The sequence below is a fragment of the Dinghuibacter silviterrae genome (genome assembly GCF_004366355.1).
In the GTDB taxonomy this organism is placed as follows: Bacteria; Bacteroidota; Bacteroidia; order Chitinophagales; family Chitinophagaceae; genus Dinghuibacter; species Dinghuibacter silviterrae.
In genome coordinates this window covers 1,067,676-1,089,161 of the sequence record NZ_SODV01000001.1, presented here as the reverse complement: position 1 = coordinate 1,089,161, position 21,486 = coordinate 1,067,676, and the positions used below count along the sequence as shown (strand labels likewise).

The following is a 21,486-nucleotide window of genomic DNA, read 5'->3' as shown; positions in this document are numbered from 1 at the left end:
GTTTTCTTTAGTGATCTAAACTTTTATTTCAAGGGACGGGTTATGCTATTGTTTCACAAATGGACAGATGTTAAACCGGTCGCCTACCCCCAGCCTGACCCAGTATACACCGGGCGAAAGGAAGGCGTTTCCGGTAATGGATGCGAGGGTCACCTGCTGCGTGTGCGGGCTGATATAGCCTAAGTTGAGCACACCCAACTGCTGACCGGTCATGCTAAAAACGGATAAGGTGGTGGTGCCCGCATCCGGGATGCTGAATTGCACCTGGGCGTCGGCAGAAGCGGGATTTGGCACGACCTTTACCAGCAGGCTGTCGTCCCTTAAGGGTACGCTGGTCACCGGGGTCGTGAGGGATAGGTTTTGGCTAAGGTAAACCCGGTATTCTCCGGGCTGCAAGGTGATGGATTGGGGAGACCCCGTCGCTTGAAACCCGGCCCCGGTAAAGTATTCATACCAGACGGCCTGGGTGGGGAAGGTCACGGAACCGGTGGAGGACACCACGTCGAAGTTGCCGATGACCATCACGCTCAGATCCGGGGCGGTGAGGAGCAAGGTCTTGAAAGCATTGCCCAGCGAATAGGTACAGGTCGCCGTGGCGAGGTCCGAGTATTTACCCCTCAGTTTGAGCATCGCCGCATACACGTCGTGCAGCTTTTTGCGGCTGGTGTCGGAGAGATAGTCCCAGCGGATAGGCTTTGGTGTCAGCCGGCAGGAACCGGAAGGGTCCACGGTTCCGTTGGTACACCAGTTGATCGAATAGTCAAAGCCCAGTTCGCCAAACTCGGTGAGCATTTTCGGACCCGGTGTCATGGCCCAGAAAGCCGTGGCGGCGGCGTCCCGTTGTAACCCGGTGGCCGTGTCTTTTACGTTGTACGCGCCGCTGCTGTTCCCGTAGGTTTCGTTTTTGTATTGGAGCCGTTCTTCGTCGTGGCTTTCCTGGTAAACGACCAGGCCCGGCTGGCCGTACCCGGCGGCGGAAAAGATCCCCCCGCTCAGGTCCCAGGAGGGGTTGCTGTACCCCATCGTGGCCTGGTTGTAATTGGAATTCATGTTTTGCCAGACCAGCATACCTGCGTTGGTCTCGTCGACCTGTTCGTTCGTGGCCGCGAACATTTCCAGGATGCAATAGCTCCCGGAAGAGGCGGCCTGCATCTGGTTGTAGATCGTATCCCAGGTCCGGACGCGGCTGGAGTCATAGTTCCCCCAGGCATTGATGTCGCAGTTGTTGCCCGTTGCGTCACAGGTGCGCGTTTGCGTAAAACCCTTGGCGAGGTCCCAGCGGTAGCCGTCTACGTGATAGTTGGTCAGCCAATAATTGATGACCCGCTTTGTAAAGGCGATGGTGGCCGGGCTTTCGTGGTTGAACTGATAGCCGACATTGTCCCCATGGGTAGGGTATTGGTTGAACCAGGGGCTGTTCGCAGCGGGTACACCCAGGCTGCCGTTCCAGTACATCTGTACCATCGGGGAGCTGCCAAAGGAGTGGTTCATCACCAGGTCCATGATGACCGCCATCCCCTGGGCGTGACACGCATCCACAAAACGTTTGACATCCGTGGCGGTGCCATAGACCTTGTCCGGTGCAAAGTAGAAGTTGGGATTATACCCCCAGCTGTTCGATCCTTCGAAGTTGCAGATGGGTTCCACTTCGATGGCATTTACGCCAAGGTTTTTGAGGTAACTGAGCGTATCGATGAGCGCCTGCCAGTTCCCGGCCGTGGTAAAATCCGCCAGCCAAAGCTCATAGATCATGAGCCCTTTTTTGTCCGGTCTTTGGAAGTCTGCCACCTGCCAGGTGTAGGGCGTTTGCCCGGTCTGGATCACGCTCGCCAGCGTCCCTTTCGCTGCTGTGGGAAATGTCTTCAGGCTGGGATACGTGGCCGCCGGGATCGTCGGGTCGACACTTTTGTCCAGCACCTTTTCGGTATTATAATCCGCCAGTTGCAGGCTGTCGTCGATGACGTACTGATACGCATACTCCGTCCCCGACGTAAGCCCGTTGATCTGTATCCAGTAGTAGTTGCTGTCCGGGGTTTCGTTCATCTGGTAGGCGGTGTTCTGGGTCCAGTTGTTAAAGTCCCCCACCACGACCACCTTGTGTTTCAACGGCGCATAAAACGCCAGCACGACGGAGGTATCACCGGGTAAATAGTTGATCCCTTCCTGTATGCCGGCGGGCAAAGGCGCAATCGTGGTCGCCCCCGCTACAAAAAAGTTGATCGTATCGCTGATGCTGGTCGCCCCCGCGCTGGCAGTCGCGATCACTTGCTGGTTACCGGTAGTTGCCACGGACAGGGTGGCCTGTACGGATGTGGCGCCGGTGGCCGTGCCTACGCTGGTACCGTTATACCACAGTTGCAGGTTCGCCGCCTGGTTGGTGACAAAGGTCACCGGCAGCGTGCTCCCCTGCGCCGGGCTGAGCGGCTGGGGGGCAGGCGTATACAACGGTTGGAAGGGCGGGGCCGTAAACTGGCCCGCCAGCGCGCCGGTATATACCGTCAGGAACATGTCGCTGGCGTCGGTGTTGCGCTGAACGGTATTGCCGTCGGCGCTCCGGAAAAGGATGGCGATTTTCTCGATGGTTTCCCCCGCCGGTACGTTGTAAAAAGAACGGATGTTGTGAATCGTATACTGGTACTTGTTGTTCCCCAGATAAGTGGCCAGCGCCGCGGCGGTTGTATCCGCACTCCAGTTGGAGAAGGGCAGGTGCAGCCAGTCCGAGGCGCTCGTACTGGCGCTCGTAATCACACCGGTATAGACGTATACATGCGCCGGATCCGAATAGTTCAGCAGACCCTGGTTGCCTAAGGTGGCATCAAGCGTGATGGTAATCGTACTGGTATCCTGGGGAAAAGTAGGGCTGCCGGTCAGGAGTTGTGCGTTTCCCGGGGTCGTCCCGGCGGTCGCGATCAGCAGAAACGACAGACGTGCGAACATTCGTATCCATGCCGGAAGGGATGTCTTTTCCTGCCGGCGAACCTTCTCATAAGCGTTGTCGTTCATTTTAGGCATATAGCAAGCTGCAATCGCGGTACAAAAATGTGTATTTTTTACACAATATAAAAATAATTTTCGCGCCCACTAGAAATCGATTCCAAACCACTTCCGTTGGTGACGCTGGTATTTCTGGAAATTGAACTTGTAAAGTTTACCCGGCCGGTGGGGTACATCCACCTCGTATTCCTCGGTATCGATCAGGAAGTCCATGGAAAAAAATTTCTTCCGGAAATTCCTCCGGTCCAGTTTTATGTCCAGGATGGCTTCGTACAGGTTCTGGAGCTCCCGGAGCGAAAACTTGTCGGGCAACAGGTTGAAACCCAGCGGGTGTTCCTGTACCCGGCGCTGGAGGCGCTGGTGACAGACGTCTAAAATGTCCTTGTGGTCAAAACCCATGGCCTCTATCGACTGGAGGTTGTGCCAGTGGACCTCGTTGTCCAGGGTTTTTAGCCGGTGGTGGCGGATGTTGATCAGGGAATAAAAGGCGACCGTGGTCACCCTTCCCCCCGGATGCCGGCCCGGGGAACTAAAGGTCTGGACCTGTTCCAGAAAAATATCGTTCAGACCCGTCCGCTCCCTCAGGACCCGGTAAGCGGCGTCCCCCAGGTCTTCGCTTTCACGGACGACGTCCCCCAGCAGGGTCCAAAGCCCCTTGTAGGCCTGGAGGTCGCTCCGGATCAGCAATACTTTTAATTCATTCTCCTCAAACCCGAAGATGACGCAGTCAACGGTGAGGGCGGTTTTGGGATAGGAAGCGACCATTTGTACAGCATCCTGGATCAAGGCTCCCTTCCCCGCGGTTAGTGGCAAGCTCCTGTTCATAAGCAAACGTTCGGGGACAAATCTATAAAAAGATTTGTGTAAATATTACACATTAATATTTTCTGCCCAAAAGGGGGGCTATTTTTACGGGTCAAGAATACCCCACACACTGATGGATAACACTAAGTATTATACCGAGTTAACCAACGAACTCCTGCAGCTGGCGGCCGACAGAAAAATTTCTGTAAGCCGACTGGACGACCTTCGCCAAGTGCTGCGCTTCCATGAGAACCGTTATTACATCCTCAACGACCCGCTCCTGGCTGATCAGGAATACGATAAACTCTACAAGGTGCTGGAGCACCTGGAAGCCGCCGATCCCACGCTGATCACCCCCGACTCGCCCACACAACGGGTAGCTAAAGACCTTTCCAAAGACTTTCCGACGGTGGCCCACCTCGTACCGATGTTGTCCCTTGAAAACTCCTACAACGCCGACGACCTCCTCGACTGGGACCGCAAAGCCAGGGAGCTGAGCGGCCACGAGGAGATGACCTATTGCGTCGAGCCGAAGTTCGACGGCGCCAGCATCTCCCTCATCTACGAACAAGACCTCCTCACCAGGGGCGCCACCCGCGGAGACGGCGTCAGCGGGGACGACATTACCGTCAATATCCGCCAGATCCGCTCCGTGCCGCTCTCCGCGGCCTTTTCCAAATACGGTATCCAACAGGTCGAGATCCGGGGAGAAGTGCTCATCAATAAAGCCAATTTCAAAAAGTTCAACGACCAGCTGGCGGAGCAAAACCTGGCGCCCCTGGCCAATCCGCGGAACGCGGCGGCGGGGTCGCTCCGCATGAAGGACCCCAAAGAGGTGGGGCGGCGCAACCTGGAGGCCTTTCTCTACCATGTGAGCTACTGGACGCCGACCGGCGCTTCTGAGACGCCCCACACCCACTCGGGTATGCTCGAAATGTTGTGGGACCTGGGCTTCCGCAGCCCCCAAAAAGAAAAACGGGTCTTCAAAGGCATACAGGCCGTCATCGACTATTGTCTGGAATTCGAACAAGGACGGGACAACCTCCCCTACGAGATCGACGGGATGGTCATCAAGGTGGACGACCTCGCGGTACAAGACCGGCTCGGCATGACCACCCACCACCCCCGCTGGGCCATCGCCTATAAATTCAAGGCCCGCCAGGGCACCAGCAAGCTCCGGAAGGTAGAATTCCAGGTAGGCAGGACCGGGGCCGTGACACCGGTCGGAAAGATCGACCCGGTCGGTATCGGCGGGGTGACCGTCACTTCAGTTTCCCTGTTCAACGAGGAAAATGTACGGGAAAAAGACCTCCGGTTAGGCGACACCGTCCTGGTGGAAAGGGCCGGGGACGTCATCCCCTATATCGTCAAGTCCCAGCCGGAATTGCGCGACGGGTCCGAGAAAGTCATTCATTTTCCCAAGCACTGCCCCGTCTGCGGCGACCCGCTCGTCAAACCGGAGGGCGAAGCCGTCTGGCGCTGTGTCAACATCAACTGCCCCGCCCAGGTGGTGGAACGCATCATCCATTTTGTATCAAAGGACGCCATGGACATCCGGAGCCTGGGCGAAGCCAACGTGCGCCGCTTTTATGAGCTCGGCTGGCTCAAAGACGTCCCCGGCATCTATACCCTCCCCTTTGACAAAATCGCGGAACTCGAAGGGTTTGGCAAAAAATCAATGACCAACCTCCAGACCGCAATAGACGCCAGCCGGACCCAGCCGTTATACAGGCTTATTTTTGCGCTGGGGATCCGCTACGTAGGCGAAACCACCGCCAAAACCCTCGCCCAGGCGGTGGACCACCTCCTCGACTTCGCCGGGTTCACCGAGGAACAGCTCCTGGAGCTGGAGGACGTAGGTCCAAAAGTGGCGGGCAGCATCTACCAGTTTTTCCACAACAAGGACAACCTCCACATGCTGTCCGTGCTCGAATCCCTGGGTCTCAACTTGCGCAACACCCATTCTACCCCGGCGACCGGGGGCGCCCTCCAGGACCAGACTTTCTTGTTCACGGGCACCTTGCAACAAATGACCCGCAGTGAAGCCGAGGGTCTCGTGGAACAAAACGGCGGGAAGATCCTGGGCGGGGTCAGCAGCAAGCTGAATTACCTCGTCGTCGGGGAGGACGCCGGCTCCAAACTGGAAAAGGCCAAAAAAATAAGCAGTATCCGTATTCTAACGGAGGAGGCGTTCCTGGCGCTGGTTGGACGGGCGTGAGGTATCCTTCCCGGGTCCACCCCCGTGATTTCACCTTCTTGCATGTACAAAAAGGGATTCGTATCTTTAAAAGGAAATCCTCTTTATGATCAAAAAGATCCCAGGCGAAGTTTGGAAGCCGCTTCAATTTTCCGGTTGGAAGGATATGCGCAAACAGTACGCCATCTCGAATCAAGGCCGCGCATGCAGCTATACGGAATCCCTTATGGAGGACGGACAGCTCCTCAACGGGTCCATCACCACGGGGTACCGCACCCTCAACCTTCACCGCCCGGGCAACAAGGGGACGATCTATATCCACCGGGAAGTCGCCCGCCTGTTCCACCCCAAACCCTCGTCCCGGCATCGTTTTGTCATCCACATCAACCACAATAAGCTGGACAACAGCGCCCGCAACCTCCGTTGGGCCACCCTGGAGGAAATGAGCGCCCACCAGCAGCTCAGCCCGGACAAGATTGCCTACAAACAGCGTCAGCGCGAAAAGGCGGCCCACTCCAAGGGGTTGAAGCTAACGGTATCCCAGGTCAAACGCATCAAAGCGACACTGTCCGATCCAAAGCGGAAGTATACCTATCGCCAACTGGCCGATAAATACGGCGTTAGCGAAATGACGTTGTACCGTATTCGCAGCGGGGAGAACTGGAGCGGGGTGCAATAGGGCGCACCCGCGGCGGGTCCGCGGAAACTCCTATTTTTGCCCCTATGCTACAACCTTCGACGCTTCAGTTCCTGAAGCAACTGGCTAAGAACAACAACAAACCCTGGTTCGACGCCCATCGCGACGCCTATGACGCCGCCAAAGGCGACTTCTCTGATTTTATTCAAAAAGTACTCGACGCCCATGCCAAAAAGGACGAAGACCTCCGCACGCTGAAGGCGAAAGACTGTCTTTTCCGCATCAACCGGGACGTCCGGTTCTCCAAAAACAAGGCTCCGTACAAAACAAACATGGGTGCCTCCCTCGACCGGGGCGGCAAGAAATCCATTTACGCCGGTTATTACATCCACATCCAGCCCGGGGGTGAAAGCTTTATGGGCGGCGGTCTCTGGATGCCCGAAGCCAAAGAGGTAAAAAAGATCCGCCAGGAGATCGACTACTGCTGGGACGAGTTTCAAAAAATAGTCAAGGCAAAAGCCTTCGTCACGCAATACGGGGAAATCCTCAAGGGCGAATACAGCCTGTCCACCATGCCCAAGGGGTATGAAAAAGACAACCCCGCGGCGGAATACCTGAAGCTGAAAAGCTATTTAGCCATTCGTTCGATTTCCGACGCGGAGTTGACGGACAAGGCGCTCTTGAAAAATGTCCTGAAGGCCTTTGAGGCGTTGCAGCCGTTGTTGAACTTTTTAAATCGCGCGATCGAGCACGAGGACGCCTAGAGCCATCCTTTCCCTGCGAGGTACTCGGCGATCTGGACCGCGTTCGTGGCCGCCCCCTTGCGGAGGTTGTCGGAGACGATCCAGAGGTTGAGCGTATTGGGCTGGGAGTCGTCCCGGCGCAACCGTCCGACAAACACTTCGTCGCGTTCGTGGGCGTTCAGCGGCATGGGATATTGGGCCTTGGACGGCTCGTCCACCACCACTACACCGGGAGCGGTTTCGAGCAGGCTGCGCACATCAGGGAGTGCATAGTCCTTTGCAAATTCCACGTTCACGCTTTCGCTATGCCCGCCGACCACCGGGATGCGCACCGTCGTCGAGGTGATGCGGATCGAGTCGTCCCGCATGATTTTGCGCGTTTCGTTGACCATCTTCATTTCTTCTTTCGTATACCCGTTGTCCAGGAAGACGTCGATCTGGGGAATGACGTTCAGGTCGATGGGGTATGCATACGCCTTTTCTCCTTCCTCGCCCGCGCGCTCGTTAAAAAGTTGCGTCACCGCTTTGACACCGGTCCCGGTCACGCTTTGATAGGTGGACACTACGATCCGCTTGATCTGGTAGGCCTTGTGCAACGGCGCCAGGGCGACCACCATCTGGATCGTGGAGCAGTTGGGGTTGGCGATGATCTTGTCTTCCGGCGTCAGGGCGTCCGCGTTGATTTCGGGGACAACCAGCTTTTTGGTAGGGTCCATACGCCAGGCGGAAGAATTGTCGATGACGGTGATCCCGGCCGCCGCGAATTTGGGTGCCCACTCCAGGGACGTGCTTCCTCCTGCGGAAAAGATGGCCACATTGGGCTTTGCCGCGATGGCGTCGTCAGCGGAAACGATCTTGTAGGCCTTCCCCTTGAACTTGACTTCTTTCCCCACGCTCTTGGCGGAGGCCACGGGAATCAGCTCATCAACGGGGAAGTTGCGTTCTTCCAATACCTGTAACATTTTGGTGCCTACTAGTCCGGTAGCACCCACAACGGCGACTTTCATTTTGTTTTTTTGATGTCTAAAAAAAAAGCCCTCCTTTTCGGGGAGGGCCTGTACTTATTTTTGGTGACTCATACCAAAGTGCTACACACCTTCCCCTGGAGAGGGACGCTTCTTGCTGCACTTAATATGTTTCATTATTTGTTTCATTCGCGGGGTAAAAATAGGGCAACTTGCGGATTACACCAAATCAATGTCGAACTGTACCAATTCCACGAACTGCTGCACGCGCGTTTCAATGTCTTGCAGCGTCACCTCTTTCAGCCGCTCGGGGCCGAACTTCTCGACGCAAAAGCTGGCCATGGCGGAACCCATGATGATGGCCGTTTTCATGTTTTCAAACGAGACATCGCGGGTCCTGGCGAGGTGACCCAAAAACCCCCCGGCAAAAGTATCTCCCGCCCCGGTGGGGTCGAAGACGTCTTCCAGCGGCAGGGCGGGCGCGAAGAACACGTGGTTGTCGTGAAACAAAAGGGCGCCATGTTCGCCTTTTTTGACGATCAGGTAGGAAGGCCCCATCTGGAGGATCTTTTTGGCCGCCTTGACGATCGAATATTCGCCGGTCAGCTGGCGGGCTTCGCTGTCGTTGACCATCAAGACATCCACCATGGACAGTGTTTCCTTCAGGTCAGGCAGCGCCGTTTCTATCCAAAAATTCATGGTATCCAACACGATCAGCTTGGGCCGCTTCTTCAACTGGCGGATGACGCTGGATTGCAGGCTGGGCAACGTATTCCCGAGCATCAGGAATTCCGACCCCTGGTAGCTGTCGGGGATGACGGGGTTGAAGTTCCCCATGACGTTCAGGTCGGTGACCAGCGTGTCCCGGGTATTCATGTCCAGGTGGTAGCGGCCGCTCCAGAAAAACGACTTTTGGTCTTTCACGACCTCAATTCCGTCTACCGCCACCCCCCGGCGTTTGAGCTCCGCCATTTCGGCTTCGGGGAAGTCGTTCCCCACGACGGATACCGCCCGGATGGGGGTCACGAAATTGCTCGCCGCGTAGGCAAAGTATGTAGCCGCACCCCCTATGATCCGGTCTACTTTTCCAAAAGGTGTTTCTATGGCGTCAAATGCCATGCTGCCTACAGCGATGATCGACATATATCTTTTTTTATTAAAGCATGGCAAAGGTAGTGCACTAATATTGATTTTGGTGCAGGTTTACGTACGTTTGTACCAAACATTTCCTGACATGAGCAGCAAAAGAAGGGATGAAATCGTGGCCCAATCGGCTCAGTTATTTCGTACGTACGGCTATAACGGCGCCTCCATGCGCACCGTGGCCGAGGCCGTCGGCATCGAAGCCGCCAGCTTGTACAACCATATCAAGTCTAAATCGGAGATACTCCAGGAGATCTGTTTCAAGGTCGCCAACAAGTTTCTGACCCACATGGATGCCGTGGAAAGAAGCCAGAAAACCACGGTCGAAAAGCTGGAGGACATCATCCGGATCCACATCCGTATGATGCTGGAGGAGTACGAACACGTTTACGTGTCGGACCACGAGTGGAAACACCTCCCCGAGCCCTATCTGTCCAATTTCCTAAACCAGCGCCGGAGCTACCGCCGCAGGCTCGCGGACCTTGTCCAGGAAGGGATCGACCGGGGCGAAATGAAAAACATAGACCCGTATGTGGCCGTTATTACCTTCCTCTCTGCCATCGGTGGCATAGAATACTGGCACCGCTCCCGGAAGGCCATCAACGAGCAGGAGGTCGAAGACAATATGGTGGCCTACCTGGTCGGTGGTCTTCGCAAATAGTCTCCGTCTCCCTGCGCCCGCTCGCCGGGCCGAACAAAAATCGATTGCCGTGCATTTTGAATCATTGACGATCCGAGACATCCGTAAGGAAACCCCCGATTGCGTCTCGATAGCTTTTGACATCCCGGAACACCTCCGTTCTACGTTCCATTTTACCCAGGGCCAGAACATCACCGTCCGGACCACGCTCGATGGAGCCGAAGTCCGCCGCTCCTATTCTATATGTTCGGCACCCGGGGAAGGCGAGCTGAGGATTGCCGTCAAACAGGTGCCACAGGGTCTTTTCTCGACACACGCCTCCACGTTGAAAACGGGGGACCGGTTGGAAGTCCTCCCCCCCTCCGGCCGTTTTTTTACGCCCCTCGACCCCACCCAACACAAACAATACGTGGCCTTCGCCGCGGGGAGCGGCATCACGCCCATCCTGTCCATCATCAAGACCACCCTGGAGACCGAGCCCCACAGCCAGTTCACCTTGGTCTACGGGAACAAGGGACGGGGGAGCATTATCTTTAAAGAAGCGCTCGAAGGCCTGAAAAACCTCCATATAGAGCGTTTCCGGGTCATCCACATCCTGAGCCGGGAAAGAACCGACATCCCCCTTTTCCAGGGCCGGATCGACGCGGAGAAATGTGCCCTACTGGCGTCCAGCCTGATCCGCCTGGACCAGACCGACGAATTCTTTTTGTGCGGACCCGAGACGATGATCTTTGGTGTGCGTGCTTTTTTGGAGAGCCGCGGCATCCCGGAAAAGAAGATACATTTCGAGCTGTTCACCACGCCGGGGCAAACCCTCGCCAGTGCCGCTCCTTCCACCGTTGCTTCCCCCGGTCTTCAAAGCCACGTCACCGTCAAACTGGATGGCTTGTCCTTCGCGTTCGACCTGGGGTATGGGGGCGCCTCCATCCTGGACGCCGCCTTGTCCGAAGGAGCCGACCTGCCCTTTGCGTGTAAGGGAGGCGTTTGTTGTACTTGCCGGGCCAAGCTGGTCAAAGGATCCGTAGACATGGACGCGAACTACGCCCTGGAACCCGATGAGCTCGCCGCGGGGTATATCCTGACCTGCCAGGCGCATCCAAGGACGCCGGAAGTCATCGTCGATTTCGATACGAAATAAGCAGGGCTAGTACACCACGTACTGCTCTTGGAACGTTCCGTCCGGGTAGAGGTCGATCAACCCGTACCCGGGCGCGGTTTCGCGATTGTTCCCTTTCCACCAGGCCCCGCTGACCGCCCCGTTGCAAAGAAAGGTGAGGTTGTCGTAGACCAGTTTCTCGCGAAGGTGAATATGGCCACTTAAACACAACTTTACATTGGGATGGCGGTAGAAAAGCGCGATGATCTTCGCTGTATCCGTGTGCATCTGACCGCCCAGGACCTCCCAACGGTTGACGATATTGTCTTCCACCAGGACGGTGGACGTCAGGATGGGGATATGGGAGAGGATAAGAACGGGCTTTTGTGGGTCGGTGGCGTCCAGCTCTTTGCTCAGCCATTCAAACTGTTCGTCGCCCAGCTTACCGATGTACCACGTATTGTCGACGTCCAGGTGGACGCTGTCAAGGACGATAAACTTCCAGCCTCCTTTTTCAAAGGCATAGTATGCCTTCGCCAGTTCGAGCTGGTCCATCGAATATTTTTTCCCATAGAATACCTGGTCTTTGTCTTGCTCGTTCCACCAGATGTCGTGGTTCCCCAACGCATAATGAACCGGCAGGCTGCACTCCGAGCGCATGATCCCCTTGACCAGCTTCCATTGCGCGTCGATCATGTCCATGTTCTCCTTGTTCATGTCGAAAACGATGTCGCCCCCGTTGAGGATCAGGTCCACGGGTTTGTCCAGGCGTTGGAGGTTGTGCAGACAGTCGGTAAAATGCCGGGGGGCGTCCAGCATGTCTCTCAGGTGTATGTCGGTGAGGTGGGCGACCCGCAGGGCTGGCGCGCCTGACACGTTTGCCGCGCTTAGGAGCGGTGCGCCGACAGTAGGGGCCAGGAGTAGCCCGCCCAGGTTTTTGAGAAGCGTTCTGCGTTGCATGGCGGCAAAATAGGGAAAACTCGCCGCCCACAAGGGTTATGAAATCGTAAAGGCGCGGCCCGCGCCCGTGATCCGAGGGCGGCCCCTACTTCATGAGATACGGCGTGATCGCCTTCGCCCAGATGGCGTACCCCGCGGCGGTCATGTGGAGCATATCGCTTTGAAAGAGGTCCGGCCGGTAGTTTCCCGAAGCGTCCAGCATCAGGTCGAAGACGTTGACGTAAAAGGTATTTTGCTGCGTATACAGGAAATTCTTGATGATCTGGTTCCCCTGGGTGAGCAAATGCCGGAATTGCACACGGCTCGGGCTGGGTTTCATGGATATGAAGCCGATGGGTACGCTGGGGAACCGGGTGCGGATGGCGGTAAAAAGGTCTTTAAAACGATCGGCGACCACCTTGGAGTCAAGACCCGCGGCGATGTCGTTCTCCCCGCAATAAATCACGATTTCCTTCGGGTGGTAGGGCGTGACGATGTCGTCTACGTACCGCGTAACGTCAGGGAGCGTGGACCCGCCGAAACCCCGGTTGAGGATGGTGTACCCCGGGAAATAGCTGGCCACGTCGGTCCATTTTGTAAAAGAAGAGCTGCCTATGAAAAGGATGGCATTTTGGGGCGGCGGCTGAACGCTGTCCTGGGCTTTGAAGGCCTGTATGTCGTTCCAGAAGGCGGGCTTTTCCTGGGCCTTCGTGTTCAAAGCGGCGCCCGCCAGCAGGAAGAGTAAAATGACTTTTAGACAACGCATGGGCATTTATTGTAACTGCTAATTTGGGCCGATCCCAAGGGTTTTCCAAATTAATTTGTGCTAATGCCGTGCGGGCGCGCCCACTGCACCTCAGCGCGTCGCGAACCCCAGCCGGGTAAGCCCGCGTTGCACCTCCGGGCAGCTCATAAAAAGCCTCCACAACAACCCCGAGCGATAGTTCTCGATCATCACCACGACCGGTCCCTGGTCGATGGCAAGATAAGATTGGGCATACCAGTTTCGCGTTTCGTTAAAAGCGTCTACAAAACCATATTGCCCCCAGATCCTGTCGCCCAAGTCATCATAAAAGTGCCGGAGGGCAGCCATCGAATACTGGGGCGTGTAGGGAAACGCGGACAGGGCCGCGGTAGGGGAAATGGTGCCGTGGTCGTTGGTAGGGGAATGGGCGTCGTACCCATCATACGTATCGCTGGCGGTAAGTCCCCAGCAATCGGGGCCATACCCCTTGAAGTGTTCGGGGTTTTTAGTGCAGTACGTATAGTTGATGAGGGTATGGTTCAGATTTTGGATCCAATAATCCGCGTATTCGTCTTTGAGGCCGTGCGGGTCAAGTCCCAGGAAAGAATACTGGCTAAAGAACAACGGGCCGCCGTAGTCGAAGCCCAGTGCCAGCTTATAGCCATAATAGGATTTCCCATTGCGGAAGTGGTCGCTTTGGGCCCAGCACCGGTGATAGACCGCGGGGTCGATCGCGTACCGCGGAGACGAGGCCGCGAGAATGTAGGTGATAAGGGCTTCGTTATACCCCCTCAGCTCGAAGTCCATCGCCCACCCGTTGTTTGGGCTCCAGTGCCAGTACAACAAATCGAGACCGCCGCGGGTATGCCAGTTCCACTCGGCCTGGTCCCACATCCAGTTGATATGGTCGCGGATGGAGCGCTCGGCGTTGTTATCCCGGTTGAAATACTGGCGGGCGCACAGCAATCCCTGGAACATATAGCTGGTTTCGACGAGGTCCCCCCCGTCGTCTTTGCGGCTAAACGGAATGGTTTTCCCGGTCGCGCCATTCATCCAATGGGGAAAGATGCCGTGATAGCTGTCGGCCTTCCACAAAAAACGGACGATCTTGTTCATCCGGGCCACCGCCGAATCACGGCTGATCCAGCCGCGTTCGGTGGCAACGATGATGGCCATGATGCCAAACCCGGACCCGCCGGTGGTGACCACCTCGTCCCCATAGTCAAAAGTCGTGTTGCTTCGTTCCCGCGCGAGCCCGCTCACGGGGTGGGCGTAGTCCCAGAAATAACGGAAAGTCTGGTGCTCGACCAGGTCCAGCAACGCCGAGTCCGAGAGGTTGCGCTCGCGCGGAGCTTGGTAAATGCTGGTGTCGGCCACGGGCGGCCGGGCGCCCATTGCCGAGGACGCCCTGTGCCACCACGGGGCGAGGGACAAAGCTGCCAGCAGGAGAATGATTTTGTTGCGCATGCGATCTATTTAGCCCAGCTCAACCGGGCGGTTTGCACATCCCTGGAATTCCCACCGATCATGACATCGAAGTCCCCGGGTTCCCAATCATACCGCAGATCGGCGTTGTAGAATTTGAGGTCGGCGGGGGTGAGCCGGAAGGACACCGTCTTTGTTTCCCCGGGCGCCAGGTCGACCTTTTGAAAACCCTTTAGCTCCTTGACAGGGCGGGTAATACTGCCGACCAACTGGCGGAGGTAAAGCTGGACGACCTCTTTCCCCGCTTTGGCGCCCGTATTGGTGATGGTCACGGAAGCCGTTACCGGCTGGTTGCCCTTGGCCCTGGCGGTGCTCAACGTGACGGCGCTGTATTGGTAATGGGTATAGCTCAGTCCGTAGCCAAAGGGATACACGGGATCGTTAGACACGTCGAGGTAGTTGGACCGGAACTTTTGGAACCAGCCGTTCTCCGGTAAGGGACGGCCGGTGTTCATGTGATTGTAATAGAGCGGCACCTGTCCGACGTTCTGGGGCCAGGTCGTGGTGAGCTTGCCGGAAGGGTTGACGTCTCCGAAAAGAACATCGGCGATGGCGTTCCCTGCCTCCGTACCCCCAAACCATACGTTCAGGATGGCAGGTACATTCTGGCTTTCCCAGGGGATGGTCAGCGGGCGGCCGGTGAACAACACCAGCACGACGGGCTTACCGGTTTTTATAAGCGCTTTGAGGAGGCGTTCCTGGCTCTCGGGGAGGCTGATGTCGGAGCGGCTGCTGCATTCCCCCGACATTTCCGCGGATTCGCCCAAGGCCGCGACCACCACGTCCGATTGCGCCGCCAATGCCACCGCTTCCGCGATCATGTCGTCCGCGGGGCGGCTGTCCCAGTTTGTATTTTTGCCAAAGACACTAATCCGGTTGTTGTAAAGGGAGTCCCCCACGATATTGGCGCCACGCGCGTAGGTAACGGTGCCCTGGTTGCCGAGGGCGGCGCGAAGACCATCGGCCACCGACACCGCTTTGCTCCCGTCGGTGGCCACCGCCCAGGTGCCCACCATGTTCTCACGCGTGTCCCCCAGAGGACCGATCAACGCGATCGAACCGCCCTTTTTCAAGGGAAGGACGTCTCCCTGGTTTCTCAACAGGACAAAGCTTTGGGCCGCGATGTCACGGGCCGCCTGCAAGTGCTCCGAGGTAAAAATATCGGTTTTGGCGCGCTCCGGCTGGCAATAGCGATAGGGGTCTTCAAAAAGACCGAGTTTGTATTTGGCCTCCAGGATCCGCCGACAGGCAAGGTCGATCTGTGCCAGCGTCGCTTTGCCTTCTTTCAGGGATGCCGGCAGGGTCGTTAGAAAACCTTCGCCCACCATGTCCATATCGATCCCCGCCATCAGGGCCCGGGCAGAGCAGACCTGGAGGTCCCCCAGCCCATGGGCAATGAGCTCGTTAATGGCCGTATAGTCCGTCACAACAAAACCACGAAAGCCCCACTGATGCCTCAGCAGGTCGGTCATCAGCCATTTATTGGCCGTGGCCGGCACGTCGTTGACGTCGTTAAAGGAAGACATCACGCTGCCCACCCCCGCGTCTACCGCCGCCTTATAGGGGGGCAGGTATTCGTTATACATCCTGACGGGGCTCATGTCCGTCGTATTATAATCCCGCCCCGCTTCCGCCGCCCCGTACAACGCAAAATGTTTGACACAGGCCATGATGGTGCGCCCGCTGTTAAAATTGTCCCCCTGGTACCCCTTCACCATAGCCCTCGCCATGGCGGATCCCAGGTAGGGATCTTCCCCATTCCCTTCAGCGATCCGTCCCCAGCGCGGGTCCCGCGCAATGTCCACCATCGGGCTAAAGGTCCAGTCAATCCCGTCTGCACTGGCTTCCACGGCTGCGATACGGGCGCTTTTTTCCACGAGCCCCGTATCCCAGGTGCACGAAAGCGCCAGCGGGATCGGGAACTCTGTCTCATACCCATGGATCACGTCCATCCCAAAGATCAAGGGGATTTTTAACCGGCTTTGCTCCACGGCGATTTGTTGCACGGCCCGGATCTTGTCTACCGACTTGATGTTGAACAAGCCCCCGACCTCCCCTTTGCGGATCTTGCCCGCGATGTCGGAGTTCGACGCCTGGCCCGTCGTGATGTCGCCGGCGCCGGGGAGGTTGAGTTGACCCAGCTTTTCGGCGAGGGTCATTTTTTTCATCAGGGCGTCGATGAAGGTGGTCATGCGGGCGGGCGCGGAGGCACCTGCGGCGGCACGGGTCGCGGGGCGAGGGGTGGCCGGCGCTGCCTGTTGCGCCGAAACGGCGCCGGTGAGCAAGGTCGCGGCGATGCCGCAAAGAAGTGTTTTTCTCATATATCATGATTTATTCCACGCGAAGCGGTGGCGTCCTCCCGGACACTCCATTTTCATTAATCGCTTCGATGGAGAAATAGTATGCTTTTTCCTTGTCCATAGCTTTGTACCAATAGTCATTGGCATCGTAAACCATGATACAATTATACAGTTTATCCGGGGCAAGACCGGTATATATGTTGTATGCAAAAGCATTGTCCACGGGCCGCCATTTGATCCATGCGCTGCGTTTGTCCTTTTCGGTCCGGAGCACGATGAGGTCATGTACACTATCGGGGCGGGGCCCGTCGCCGTTTCCAAAGACGCGGAGACCGCTGAGGGCGAACTTCCCGGTGGGGACGTGGACGTTTACCATCCTGACGAACCGGGTCCGGGCCGCCACGGAGAATTCCACATAGTCGTGGGGGACGTCAAGGTTGTTTCGGCTTTTATCCACAAGGACGCGCCAATGCTTCCCGTCATCAGACGCATACAAAATATATTGATGGCAGATGCCGCTCTGTTTGCCCACCAGCGTGGCGTCCTGATCGGCATAGTCGATCTGAACGGCCCGGACGGTAAAGACGGCGCCGAGGTCGGTTTGTATCCATTCTCCTTTGTCACCTGTCGCGGCGCTCCAGTAGGTCTTTATATTTTCATCAACGGCGTTGTCTGCGTTGTAACCCCCAAGGGTGGAGGATACCTGCACCGGTTTTTTATAGTTGAGAAGCATCCAACCCATGAAGTGCCCATCCTTTAGAGAAAGTGGATAGTCGCCAAAGGCGGTATTGCAAAAGAGGACCCCGTCTTTGTCAAACCCGGCGGGCCAGATGCCGATGCGGCGTTCGAAATTGTTTTTCACCGAAATTGAAATGGTGGACACGTGCCACCAATTGCCAAAAGGGTCCCGATAGGTACTGCCGTGACCCGCACCCCGGGCGAACCCTCCGGGTTTATAGGACACCGGATCAGACTGGGGTGTAAACGGCCCAAGCGGACTTTCACCCACCACGACCCCATCGGCGTACCCGGAAAACTCGGTGCCCGGTGCGGCGTATTGGAGGTAGTACTTCCCGTTATGTTTGGCCATCCAGGCGCCTTCGATAAAAGGATCCAGGAAGGTGTTGTCCATGTATTCCCCGAAATTCTGCCAGCCATACCGCCAGGGTTCGAGGAGGTACATTTCCCTTCGTCCACCGATGGGCTCGAAGGTCTTCCGCGAAAGCTCCACGCCATAGAGGGGATAACGGTTGCTGCTGCCGTTATACATGTATAGCCGGCCGTCATCGTCGGTAAAAAAGTCGGGGTCCCAGCCGCCGATCGCAAAAGAATCGACCAGGGGTTTCCATACATTGTTTTTCGGATCGGTGCTCATCCAGACGCTGAAGTTGGAAGTATAGGTCGACCCGAACACGATCATCGTGTCCCCGATGACCCCCACCGCGGGGGCACACAGCTCGTCATAGCCACCGTTCCAGGGACGCAGGAATTTACGCGCATTGAAGTGCCAATGGAGCATGTCCCCGCTCCACCAGTAGCCCGCCTGGTTGGTAGAAAAAAGATAGAAGTCCCCCTTGTAGACGACCATGGCGGGGTCCGCGGTGGCGCGGTGCTTGCCCCAGGTCATGAAATTGGGGATGGTGATATAACCATAGTCGAGGTTGACGGGGTTGCAATAGGTTTGCTGCTGGGCGGAGGCGCCAAGCGTCAGTAGGAGCAGAACGAAAGTGAAATTTGTAGACATTCCGTTATTTTTTGATCCAGGGTGTTTCAAAACCCAACTTCGTTAACCCGTTTTGCACATCCGGTATCTGCATAAACAGTTTCCATATCAGCCCGCTCCGGTAGTTCTCGATCATGACGACGATGGGTCCCTGGTCGATGGCAAGGTGGGACTGGGCATACCAGTCTTTTGTTTCGCAAAAACCGTCGACGAAACCATAAGGGCTCCAGATCTTGTCGCCCAAATCGTAGTAAAAGTGGCGCAACACCTGCACACTGTACTCCGGTGTGTAGGGCATGGAAGAAAGCGCCGCCGTCGGCTGGATGACGCCCAGGTCTTCCTCCGGACAATGCGCCACATACCCTTTGTAACTGTCCCCGGCCGTAAGACCCCAACAATCGGCTCCATACCCTTTGTATTTTTTGGGGTTGTCGATGCAATACGCCCGGTTGATCAGCGTATGGTGGAGGTTTTGTTCCCAATAGTCGACGTGATAGCTCTTTAGCCCGTGGGGATCGATGCCCATAAACGTATAATGGGCGAAAAACAAGGGTCCCCCGTACTCAAAACCCAACGGTAGCTTGTACCCGTAATAGGTTTTCCCGTTGAAATAAGAAGCGCTGTTGACAAAGCTGTTGTAGTATACGTCCGGGGAGATGGGATGGGTCGGAGATGCGGCCGATAGTATAAAGGTGATCAGGCATTCATTCCAGCCCCGGATGGGGAAATTCATGTCGAAGTCGTTCCGGGGGCTCCAATGCCAGTAAAGCAGTGCGTTCGCTCCTTTGGCATGCCAGTTCCAGTCGGCGCAGTTCCAAAGGGTCGTCACGCGGTTCCGGAAATATTTTTCAAAGGGACTATCACCGTTGAAATAGGCACGGGCGCACAAAAGACCCATCATCAGGTAGCTCGTTTCCACGATGTCTGCGCCGTCGTCGAGCTTTCCAAAAGGGATGGTCTTGCCGGTTTCGCCGTTCATGAAATGGGGGAAAATTCCATGATAGCTGTCCGCCTTGTTCAAAAAATCAACCATCTTGACCAGCCGCCGGAGCGCGGTATCACGCCCGATCCAACCCCGCTGCACGGCCACGATCGTAGCAAGGACCCCAAAACCGGTGCCCCCTATGGCACAGGTCTCCGGACCATACGTCCCCTTGCTAAAGTTGGGTTCGTTGTAGGCTTCGTTCGCGTAGTCCCAGAAATAGTCGGCCCGGATCGTATTGCTCCGCTCGCGCGCCAGCCCGCTCACGGGATGACCGAATTCCCAAAAGTAACGAAACGTCTGCCGCTGAACGACGTCCAGCAAGGCGGAATCGGAGAGCCCTTTGATGATCCCCACCGGCGGGATGTCTGACTGGCCGTGGACAGTGATCACTGTGAAAAGGAAAAGCAGGCGGCGCATACATGTCGGGGTTAGTGGCCCGTATCCTGGAAACCCAGGTTCCGGAGCCCGTTCTTTATTTCGGGACAGCTCATAAAAAGATTCCAAAGCAGCGCACTCCGGTAATTCTCGATCATGATGATCTCGGGGCCCTGGTCGATGGCGAGGTAGGACGTCGCAAACCAAACGTTGGTCAGGTTAAACGCGTCGGTAAAGCCATATTGCCCCCAGATCTTATCCCCCAGGGTATAATAAAAGAACCTTAACGCGTTCATCGAAGGCGTGGGGGTATAGGGCAGGGAAGCGATCGCCGCCGTGGGGGAAATGATCCCAAGATCGTTGGTCGGGCTATGCGCCGAATAACCACTGACGTTGTCGTCACTTGCGGTCAGTCCCCAGCAGTCGGCGCTATAGCCATAATATTGGAGGGGATTGGCGACACAATACCGGTAGTTGATCGTGGCCTGGGCCGTGTCCTGGTTCCAGTAACCCGCATAAGCATCGGAAAGTCCCCGGGGATCGAGTCCTAAAAAGGAATAATGAGCAAAAAAGAGCGGGCCTCCCTCCGCGGGACCCAAAGGCAGGTTGACATTGTAATAAGCATTGCCGTTCCGGATCGATCCGTTCCCCGCCCATCCATCGTCATACACGACTTTGGGTATGCTGTCGACCGGCGCGGAAGCCGCCAGTATATAAGTGATCAGCGCCTCGTTCCAACCGTTGATCTGCTGATTGGTCGACCATGCATAGTCCGGTGACCAATGCCAATACAAGGTGTTTTGTCCGTTCTGACGGAACCATCCCCAGTCGACACCCGTCCAAAGGACATTGATCGCCGCCCGGAGGGCAGTTTCCGCGGAGTCCGCCGGTGAATTGAAAAACTGGCGGGCCGTTAGCAGGCCTTCCATCAGGTAAGCCGTTTCCACCAGGTCCGCCCCGTCATCTTCAGCGCTAAAGGGTACCGTCGCCCCGGTGGCGCCGTTGATCCAGTGCGGAAAGGCCCCGTGGTATCGCTGGGCGCTGTCGGTGAGAAACGTAACGATCCGTTGAACCCTGGCCAACCCGTCCGCACGGCTGATAAAATTGCGGTAGATCCCCACCAGGATAGACATAATGCCAAAACCGCTCCCCCCCGTTGTCACCACATCCCCCGACGTGTTGCGCTCTCTGGCCATCCCGCAATCGGGATGACCAAAGTCCCAGAAATAGGCAAAGGTGCGTTGCTCCACCAGGGTCAGTAATGCCGAGTCACTGATCCTTGGAAATTTATCCGTCGAATCCAGGGCGGTCGTCAACTGGATACCCACGGCGGACTGAAGGCTGCCGCCTCCCTTGGACGTCAATGCAACAGAGACATTGATCGTATAAGGGGTGATGGCCTGAAGGGCGGATGAGGGTTGTACGACAACCATACTGTCATTCTGCCCGAGGGTTACCGTATAAGGCACTTTCGTGCCGGTATTGTCTGTAAAAGTAACTGCGTTCGCAATAGACGCCTGTTCGATGGGGGCCGTGAAAGACAACTGCACCACCGGCAACCTGTTCACGTTTCTGTAGGTTAGCCCGCTGGTCGTGCCATTTACGCTCACCGTATTGAAACTAAAAGACGCCGGGGGGGTAGGAGCCTGTGTTCCACCCTTTTTACAAGCCATCCCCATAAGGCAACAGCAAAGAATGCTTATTCGAATCATAAG

At 56.4% G+C, this 21,486-nt stretch carries 16 protein-coding genes; 5 read left to right on the top strand and 11 right to left on the bottom strand.

From position 1 onward, the window contains the following. Positions 1-45 precede the first annotated feature (45 nt). Positions 46-3,003 (bottom strand): alpha-amylase family glycosyl hydrolase, encoded by a 2,958-nt coding sequence (locus EDB95_RS04805; RefSeq protein ID WP_162852483.1) that lies wholly within the window; start codon positions 3,001-3,003, stop codon positions 46-48. A gap of 78 nt (positions 3,004-3,081) precedes the next feature. Continuing rightward, on the bottom strand, positions 3,082-3,819 hold the full coding sequence (locus EDB95_RS04800) for an NUDIX hydrolase (protein ID WP_246073513.1): 738 nt from the start codon (positions 3,817-3,819) through the stop codon (positions 3,082-3,084). A 112-nt stretch (positions 3,820-3,931) separates the two neighbouring features. Between EDB95_RS04800 and ligA the strand changes: the two genes are divergently transcribed. The 3 genes from ligA to EDB95_RS04785 all read left to right on the top strand — a co-directional run bounded on the left by ligA (position 3,932) and on the right by EDB95_RS04785 (position 7,396). Next, positions 3,932-6,016, top strand: coding sequence for an NAD-dependent DNA ligase LigA (gene ligA / locus EDB95_RS04795; RefSeq protein ID WP_133991103.1), 2,085 nt, complete (start codon positions 3,932-3,934; stop codon positions 6,014-6,016). 85 nt (positions 6,017-6,101) lie between these two features. Next, positions 6,102-6,674, top strand: a complete 573-nt coding sequence (locus tag EDB95_RS04790; protein WP_133991100.1) for an HNH endonuclease — start codon at positions 6,102-6,104, stop codon at positions 6,672-6,674. Between the two features lie 44 nt (positions 6,675-6,718). Then, positions 6,719-7,396: a DUF2461 domain-containing protein gene (locus tag EDB95_RS04785; protein ID WP_133991098.1), complete on the top strand. Its 678-nt coding sequence runs from the start codon at positions 6,719-6,721 to the stop codon at positions 7,394-7,396. Here EDB95_RS04785 and EDB95_RS04780 read toward each other — a convergent pair. After that, complete coding sequence (locus tag EDB95_RS04780) at positions 7,393-8,382, bottom strand: aspartate-semialdehyde dehydrogenase (RefSeq protein WP_133991096.1); 990 nt, start codon at positions 8,380-8,382, stop codon at positions 7,393-7,395. The genes EDB95_RS04785 and EDB95_RS04780 overlap by 4 nt on opposite strands. 177 nt (positions 8,383-8,559) lie before the next feature. Then, entirely contained in the window at positions 8,560-9,483 is a 924-nt protein-coding gene (locus tag EDB95_RS04775) for a PfkB family carbohydrate kinase (protein WP_133991095.1), read from the bottom strand. 91 nt (positions 9,484-9,574) lie between these two features. Here EDB95_RS04775 and EDB95_RS04770 point away from each other — a divergent pair, with 91 nt between their 5' ends. Both EDB95_RS04770 and paaE read left to right on the top strand, forming a co-directional pair. Continuing rightward, entirely contained in the window at positions 9,575-10,144 is a 570-nt protein-coding gene (locus EDB95_RS04770; RefSeq protein WP_133991093.1) for a TetR/AcrR family transcriptional regulator, read from the top strand. 64 nt (positions 10,145-10,208) lie between these two features. Continuing rightward, complete coding sequence (paaE, locus tag EDB95_RS04765; RefSeq protein WP_246073512.1) at positions 10,209-11,261, top strand: 1,2-phenylacetyl-CoA epoxidase subunit PaaE; 1,053 nt, start codon at positions 10,209-10,211, stop codon at positions 11,259-11,261. A gap of 6 nt (positions 11,262-11,267) precedes the next feature. On the opposite strand, the gene EDB95_RS04760 is transcribed toward paaE, so the two are convergent. From EDB95_RS04760 to EDB95_RS04730, 7 genes are all read right to left on the bottom strand, one after another. Beyond that, positions 11,268-12,179 carry a metallophosphoesterase family protein gene (locus EDB95_RS04760; protein WP_133991091.1) on the bottom strand — a complete coding sequence of 304 codons (912 nt, stop codon included), beginning with the start codon at positions 12,177-12,179 and terminating at the stop codon, positions 11,268-11,270. Positions 12,180-12,264: 85 nt separating this feature from the next. Next, positions 12,265-12,924 (bottom strand): GDSL-type esterase/lipase family protein, encoded by a 660-nt coding sequence (locus EDB95_RS04755; RefSeq protein ID WP_133991089.1) that lies wholly within the window; start codon positions 12,922-12,924, stop codon positions 12,265-12,267. Between the two features lie 90 nt (positions 12,925-13,014). Continuing rightward, positions 13,015-14,370 (bottom strand): glucoamylase family protein, encoded by a 1,356-nt coding sequence (locus EDB95_RS04750; RefSeq protein ID WP_133991087.1) that lies wholly within the window; start codon positions 14,368-14,370, stop codon positions 13,015-13,017. A gap of 5 nt (positions 14,371-14,375) precedes the next feature. Beyond that, positions 14,376-16,709, bottom strand: a complete 2,334-nt coding sequence (gene bglX / locus EDB95_RS04745) for a beta-glucosidase BglX (RefSeq protein ID WP_133991085.1) — start codon at positions 16,707-16,709, stop codon at positions 14,376-14,378. 10 nt (positions 16,710-16,719) lie between these two features. Beyond that, a complete protein-coding gene (locus EDB95_RS04740) occupies positions 16,720-18,432 on the bottom strand; it encodes a family 43 glycosylhydrolase (protein ID WP_133991083.1) in 1,713 nt (570 codons plus the stop codon). A gap of 4 nt (positions 18,433-18,436) precedes the next feature. Further along, complete coding sequence (locus EDB95_RS04735; RefSeq protein ID WP_133991081.1) at positions 18,437-19,813, bottom strand: glucoamylase family protein; 1,377 nt, start codon at positions 19,811-19,813, stop codon at positions 18,437-18,439. 11 nt (positions 19,814-19,824) lie between these two features. Then, on the bottom strand, positions 19,825-21,444 hold the full coding sequence (locus tag EDB95_RS04730; RefSeq protein ID WP_246073509.1) for a glucoamylase family protein: 1,620 nt from the start codon (positions 21,442-21,444) through the stop codon (positions 19,825-19,827). Between the last annotated feature and the right edge of the window lie 42 nt (positions 21,445-21,486).

Excerpts from the sequence above, each read along its gene's own strand:
- EDB95_RS04805 (WP_162852483.1), bottom strand. The coding sequence starts at position 3,003 with ATGAACGACAACGCTTATGAGAAGGTTCGCCGGCAGGAAAAGACATCC.
- EDB95_RS04800 (WP_246073513.1), bottom strand. The coding sequence starts at position 3,819 with ATGAACAGGAGCTTGCCACTAACCGCGGGGAAGGGAGCCTTGATCCAG.
- ligA (WP_133991103.1), top strand. The coding sequence starts at position 3,932 with ATGGATAACACTAAGTATTATACCGAGTTAACCAACGAACTCCTGCAG.
- EDB95_RS04790 (WP_133991100.1), top strand. The coding sequence starts at position 6,102 with ATGATCAAAAAGATCCCAGGCGAAGTTTGGAAGCCGCTTCAATTTTCC.
- EDB95_RS04785 (WP_133991098.1), top strand. The coding sequence starts at position 6,719 with ATGCTACAACCTTCGACGCTTCAGTTCCTGAAGCAACTGGCTAAGAAC.
- EDB95_RS04780 (WP_133991096.1), bottom strand. The coding sequence starts at position 8,382 with ATGAAAGTCGCCGTTGTGGGTGCTACCGGACTAGTAGGCACCAAAATG.
- EDB95_RS04775 (WP_133991095.1), bottom strand. The coding sequence starts at position 9,483 with ATGTCGATCATCGCTGTAGGCAGCATGGCATTTGACGCCATAGAAACA.
- EDB95_RS04770 (WP_133991093.1), top strand. The coding sequence starts at position 9,575 with ATGAGCAGCAAAAGAAGGGATGAAATCGTGGCCCAATCGGCTCAGTTA.
- EDB95_RS04760 (WP_133991091.1), bottom strand. The coding sequence starts at position 12,179 with ATGCAACGCAGAACGCTTCTCAAAAACCTGGGCGGGCTACTCCTGGCC.
- EDB95_RS04755 (WP_133991089.1), bottom strand. The coding sequence starts at position 12,924 with ATGCGTTGTCTAAAAGTCATTTTACTCTTCCTGCTGGCGGGCGCCGCT.
- EDB95_RS04750 (WP_133991087.1), bottom strand. The coding sequence starts at position 14,370 with ATGCGCAACAAAATCATTCTCCTGCTGGCAGCTTTGTCCCTCGCCCCG.
- bglX (WP_133991085.1), bottom strand. The coding sequence starts at position 16,709 with ATGAGAAAAACACTTCTTTGCGGCATCGCCGCGACCTTGCTCACCGGC.
- EDB95_RS04740 (WP_133991083.1), bottom strand. The coding sequence starts at position 18,432 with ATGTCTACAAATTTCACTTTCGTTCTGCTCCTACTGACGCTTGGCGCC.
- EDB95_RS04735 (WP_133991081.1), bottom strand. The coding sequence starts at position 19,813 with ATGCGCCGCCTGCTTTTCCTTTTCACAGTGATCACTGTCCACGGCCAG.
- EDB95_RS04730 (WP_246073509.1), bottom strand. The coding sequence starts at position 21,444 with ATGGCTTGTAAAAAGGGTGGAACACAGGCTCCTACCCCCCCGGCGTCT.